Annotated in this window: 1 protein-coding gene and 1 pseudogene; both read left to right on the top strand. The window is 60.4% G+C overall.

Annotation, left to right across the window (positions count from 1 at the left end):
• The first annotated feature begins 87 nt into the window (after positions 1–87).
• Entirely contained in the window at positions 88–5,163 is a 5,076-nt protein-coding gene (locus KWI83_RS28595; protein WP_218517279.1) for an RHS repeat-associated core domain-containing protein, read from the top strand.
• A 179-nt stretch (positions 5,164–5,342) separates the two neighbouring features.
• Positions 5,343–5,927 (top strand): annotated as a pseudogene (locus tag KWI83_RS28590) (transposase family protein); the annotation flags it as partial.
• Between the last annotated feature and the right edge of the window lie 82 nt (positions 5,928–6,009).

The raw sequence follows: 6,009 nt of genomic DNA, 5'->3' as shown, positions 1-6,009 counted from the left end.
TTAGGGAAGCTTTAAGGACGAGTGAGTTCGGCGAAAAAGTCTTTCCCAATAGCTTTCTTTCCACAGCAAAGTTCCAAGGAGATGGCAATGGGCTCTCGATCCGTAGGTTTGTCTGGCTTTTCGCGTCGTGTGGCGCTGGGTGTCGCGTGTGTGTTGGGGGTGACGGCCCCATGGGTGGTGGTGGCGCCTGCGGTGGCTGCTGAGGCCGCTGGCTCCGGGTCATTGGCGGGTGCACTGGCATCGGTGGGGGGTTCGGTGGATGAGCGCACGGGGCAGGTGCGGTTCGGTGTGGATGTGGGGGGCGTGTCGGGACCCGCGGGGTCGGGGGTGGCATTGAAGGCGTCGTACAACCAGTTGCAGTCGGGGGCGGACCGGTTCGGCCTTGGACGGGGTTGGAGTTTGGGGTTGGCCTACGTAGACGGGGCGCAGGTGGTGCTTGCCGACGGGCGAACGATTCGTGTGGCGGCGAAGCCGGGGGGCAATGGCTTTGCTGACTACAAGTTGAGGGACGTGTCGTTCGCCGTTGGTCTGGGGACGACGCCGAAGGGTCGCGAGTACGAGAAGGGGCGTCAGTATGCGTATGTGCTGAAGTCAGAGGTGGATGGTTCACGTCAGTTCTTCGATGTGAACGGTGATCTACTGGCCATCGAGGACCGATTCGGGCATATGACGGAGTTCACATTTCAGGTGGTCGGCTCGGGGTCCGACAAGGTACATCAGCTGCATCATGTGACAGGTCCATGGGGCAATCGGCTCGATGTGGAGTGGTCTCCTGGTCGGGTGACGGTTCGTCAGCCGCAGCGCGCTGATCAGCGGCAGTCGAATCCTGATCAGAAGGAGCAGACGCGGTCGGAGTCGGTGATCGAGCGTAGTGGCGGCCTGGTGTCGTCGGTGACCGATCCGGCGGGAAACAAGACCTCTATCGAGTGGACGACGGCGCAGGAAGGAGGCGGGGTGCCGCTGCCGAGCGCGGTGGTCTCACCGAGTGATGCGCGTACGCAGTTCGTGTACACAGTTTATCCGGAGGGGGGTCAGGTGCGTGCGGTGTCGGAAGTTACCCAGGTGGACAACAAGGATCGCACCAAGAACCTGATCGAGCCGATCACGGTCAGTCTGGACCCGGACAAGGACAACAAGCATCACAATTTCACGGGCTGTCCAGAGTGGTGTGCCAACGGCACGGACCGTCTGGCGGCTTCGGGAGATAGCACTTACACCTACACGGTGAAGTTCTCCCAGCCGGACGGTCAGGAGGTCTGGCGGACCTTCAACAACCTTCATCTTCTGAAGGAGGAGAAGGTCAAGGCCCGACCAGGTGGGCCGAATGGCCAGACGAAGGACGCCGCCGTCACGCAATACGAGTACGACGGCGAGAAGGACGGTAAGGCACCCCGCCTGGCCGACGCACCGCCGACCTACCAGATGCCGGTACGGACCAAGGTCACCACCATCGACCCGAAGAACTCTTCGCGGAAGAAGACTGTCGAGGTACGCCATGCATACAACGAGGCGGGCCAAGTCACCGAGGAAAAGCGGTACACCGCCGAGGGCCTTGCCCAAGAACAGGCCGAGCTGATCACGAGCACGGTCTACGGTCCGAACTCGATCCCGACCCGCTCAGAGACGACCGACCCCAAGACCGGACAGAAGACCATCACGGTCAACACTCCCACCGATGACGGAAAGAGCATCGCCGTCAGCGAGACCATCGCCGTGGCCAAGACTGGAGCCCCGGAAGTAAAGGTCTCGAAGACCGTTCTTGCCTATCAGACGGGTCAGCTGGCCGGCGAGATGAAGAAGACCGAAACCACCGGTGACCCCAAGGCCAAGGGCGGCAACCCAGGAGCAGCCGTCACCACCACCGACATCACCGTTGACGAGGCAAAGGGTACCCGTACCGATGTGACCACGGACTCCGCAGGCGTCAAGACCGAGACCGTCACGGACCTGGCTTCCGGCCTGACGCTCTCCACTAAGAGCGGGGACCAGGATCCCACCGCCTTCGGCTACGACTCAGCCGGCCAGCTCACCTCCACCACCACTCCCGATGGCCAGACGACGAAGATCGTCTACAAGAACGCCCGGAAGGACGGTGAGAACTCCATTACGACCACACGGACCGGCGACGGTTACAGCACCTTCAAGCATTTCGATGCGCTGGGACGCGTGATGGAGGAGGGCGACAACTATGATTCGGCGAGCCGGAAGATCGGCGACTTGCAGACCCTGTCAACCCAGCACTACAACAAGTACGGACAGCTGGATTTGGTGACGGACGCCGGCGGCCGGGAGACGAAGAAGTCCTACAACGCCCTCGGTCAACTGGAAAGCAATACCGCGAGCAATGGAGTTGTCACACGCTTCGATTACGATCCGGTCAATGCCGCCACGATAACAAGCGTGACGGCCAAAGGCGCCGACAAACCGTCCAGCGTCGTCACGGAAACCCGCAACGACGAAGGCCTTTTGACGAAGAGTGAGAGTGCGTACGCCGATGGCACTCCCGGCGAGATCGCCGCAACGGAATACAACCCCTTTGGTCAAGCTACGGAAACTGACAGCAGTGACGACGTCAGCGTGACCCATGACTATTCCCCTTCAGGGATACTTGTCGGTGATTCCGTAACCTCCGGAAAGAATTCGACAGAAGTTGAGTATGAAACGAACGCCTTCGGTGATCAAACCTCGAAGAAACTGAGTCATGGAACAGAACACGTCTCGTCCGGTGTCACTGAGTTTGACGCAGCGAGGCGCGTGAAGGTCGATACCGATGCGGCAGGCGGTCGCCGGGTTATGACGTACGACAGCAATGGTCGAGTGGAGACCATCACACTGGCCAATGGCAATGTGCTGCATTATGTCTATGACACCGTGGGACGGCTGAGCGACACGTGGCTCACCAAACCCGGCAAACCTGATGAGAAAATTCACCAGACTCACTACGACTATGATTCAGCCACGGGAAAGGTCTCCCGTGTGTACGATCCGGAGAATCGTGAAGCGACGCAGGTGACCACAGAATACAATGCCGATGGAACCACTCATTCGGTTACATACCCGGGTAACAAAACAACCTCCTACACCTACAACCGCGATCGCTCCGTAAATAAGGTGGTCGACCCTACCGGGGCGGAGACCACGTACGAATACACCGATGATGGAGCCCTGCACAAAGCACGGCAGGAGCGCGCCGGTACGGTATTGTCCGAAGTTACATACACGTACGACAAACTCGGCCGACTCCATGAGGTCGCGCGTGCTCATGACGCATCTGCAGGGAAATCGACTTACGAACACGACGACGCGGGCCGGGTCACGAGCGAGAAGCACACTTCTCCCGGTGGAGAAACCCTGGAAGAGCACTCGTACACCTACTATCCGAATGGAAAACTACACACGAATGTAGCTGCTGTCGGCGGCAAGAAGACGGCTACTGAGTACAAGTACGACGCGGACGGTCGTCTGACGTCATCCCTTCTCACCGAGGGTGACAAGCCCGGCGCGGGGGATCTCATCCGGCGTGCGGAGTACAAGCCGGATCTCGCAGCAAACGTCACCGAAGAGAAGGTGACCACCCGGACGTCCGACGGTCAGCAAACCACGACCACCACCCAGTACGAGCATGACGAAGTGGGCCGGACGAAACAGGTGACCCGCTCGTCGACGAAGTGCGGTGAGTCTTCGTGCACGTCTCCTGGACCCGTCTCCGTGAAGCCGGAATATGACAAGGCCGGAAACCTCACCAAGGACGCAGATGGAACCACCCACGCGTACGATGAGGTAGGGAATCTGATTTCAACGGTCCGAGGCGGTAAGGAAACCAAGTACACCTACTACGCCAGCGGTCAGCGAGCCACACGTACCGATCCCGATGGGACCACGATTGCGTTCACCTATGACGCCGCTGGAGTGCTCAACACGGAATCGGATCAGCACGGGGACAGCGCTGCCTATCTCATAGCCAGCACGCGTGAGGCACGTACGTTGAAGGGGAGCCACGAAAGTGGCACGGCCTACTATCTGACCAATCGACACGGCGACAAGGTCGCTACGCTCGACACAGACGGAACAATCAAGGGTCGGGCCACCTACACCGACTACGGAGTCCCCACTTGGTCCCCCGCACAGGGCACTGGTATTGCGCGAAACCCCTACGGATATGCCGGCGAATACACAGATCCCATGGGGCTTCAGCTCCTGGGGACGCGCTACTACGACCCCGCTTCCCATGCTTTCCTGACTTCGGATACACCCGAGGCAGGGATGCTCAACATGTACGCCTACGCAACTGCGGATCCAATTAACTTTGTGGACCCGAGCGGCATGCTTCCCGAACGGGCATGGGAGGCTGGCATCAACATCCTGGCGTTCGGGATCACGATAGCTGCCACAATTATGGCACCGCCAGTCGGTGGATCGCTGGTGGGATCGGCATTGATTCTGGCCCGGCTGGGTTCGGCGGTGGGCGCAATCGGACTCATTGCCGACGGCATCGGTGTCGCCGATGACGTTCAATACTTGAAGACCGGAGAGGGTTTCCTCAGTGAGGGGTGGCGGACTGGCTTGGCAATCGGAGGGTTGGCTGCGGGCCTCACCCACTTCGGTCTCGCGCATGCCGCGAAGAACATTTCTCATGCAGCCGAGCTGTCGAGCAAGAATCGGCTGATCGAATCCCTTAACGGCAGGATTGGTGAATTGTCGGATAGGGCGACCAGCCTTGAGGCGAATGTAACACGCCTGGAAGCCGACCTCACGGCCAAGCGCGGCCACATCAATACACTCGAGATTCAGATTCAGAATCTCCAGGACCAAATCGGCGATGGTGGAGCGGCCCTCAAGAAGGAAGTACAATTCTACAAGGAGGCAGCTGAGGCCGGGCAGAAACTGCTCGCGGATTCGAAGGCGGCGGTAAAGAGCCTGGGCGATGAAGTGGTGTCGCTGGGGAAGCAGCTGAGCGATGCGCAGAACGAGATCTCACTCCTGAGGACTCCCGATGGGTTTACTGGGCTCGCTGGAAGGCTGAAGTCCCAGGAAGAGATTGGCATCCTCACACCAAAGCAAGTCAACAACTTCATGAAGGAGTACAACAAGCTGAACAACAAAATGATAGATCTGGACCAGAGGGTTTCAAGCGCGATCACGAAGAGCCTTACTAGCAAGTAGATCAACGCTCCACCTGCCGAAGCGCTCCGCGAAGACCTGCGGAGCGCTTCGCGCTTGATGATCGGCGGCGACCTCGGAGCCCCACTCGACGGCGCGGCACGCGGTACCCGGCAGTACCAGCCGTCATGGACCAGTAGGTTCCCTGAGACCTTTCCAAGCTGCCTTGCGGACCGGTCAGTTGGCTGAAGGACGAAGCCCCTGGTAGATGGGTTTTCGAGCTGGCCCACCTGCGCTGCGGACAGATCTACGCCCAGCTCGCCGCCGGGTTCGGTGTCGGCGCTACGACCGTCTACCGCTACATCACCGAAGCCGTCGACGTCTTGGCCGACCTCGCGCCCAGCCTCGCTGAGGCGCCGCGGCGCACGACGTTGAGGGCGTATCTGATCCTGGACGGGACGCAGCTGCAGATCGACTGGATCGCCGGCGACCGCTACTCGGGCAAGCGCCGCAAACACGGCATGAACGTGCAGATCATCGCTGATCCCGGAGGTCGCCTGCTTGGGGCGTCGCCAGCCCTGCCCGGAGTCGTCCACGACATCGGGGCTGCCCGCGAGCACGGCATCTCGGCGCTCTCGTCGAGTCCGGTACCGATTGCTGGGCCGACAAGGGATACCAGGGCGCCGGTGGTACCGTCCACACGCCTTACCGCAGCCGGTGGGACCACCTCTCCACAGGTCAGCAAGCCGTCACTGCGGTGCTCCACAACCCGCATCACCAGCCTCGTCCAGTCGACGCCCACCCTCCACCTGACCAGCTCAAACTAGGGTTGGAAGAGGCTCAATGATCGCGGTGTGGCTCGTGGGGATCTGACGGAAGGGTGGCCGCCCGAGGCCGTCGCGGAGCTTC

It is taken from the genome of Streptomyces sp. TRM70350, assembly GCF_019219825.1.
Classification (GTDB): Bacteria; Actinomycetota; Actinomycetes; order Streptomycetales; family Streptomycetaceae; genus Streptomyces.
The sequence above is the reverse complement of the archived record's forward strand: the minus strand, read 5'-3'. Positions and strand labels throughout refer to the sequence as shown.

Coding starts and splice junctions, on each gene's coding strand:
- KWI83_RS28595 (WP_218517279.1), top strand. CDS start 88: ATGGGCTCTCGATCCGTAGGTTTGTCTGGCTTTTCGCGTCGTGTGGCG.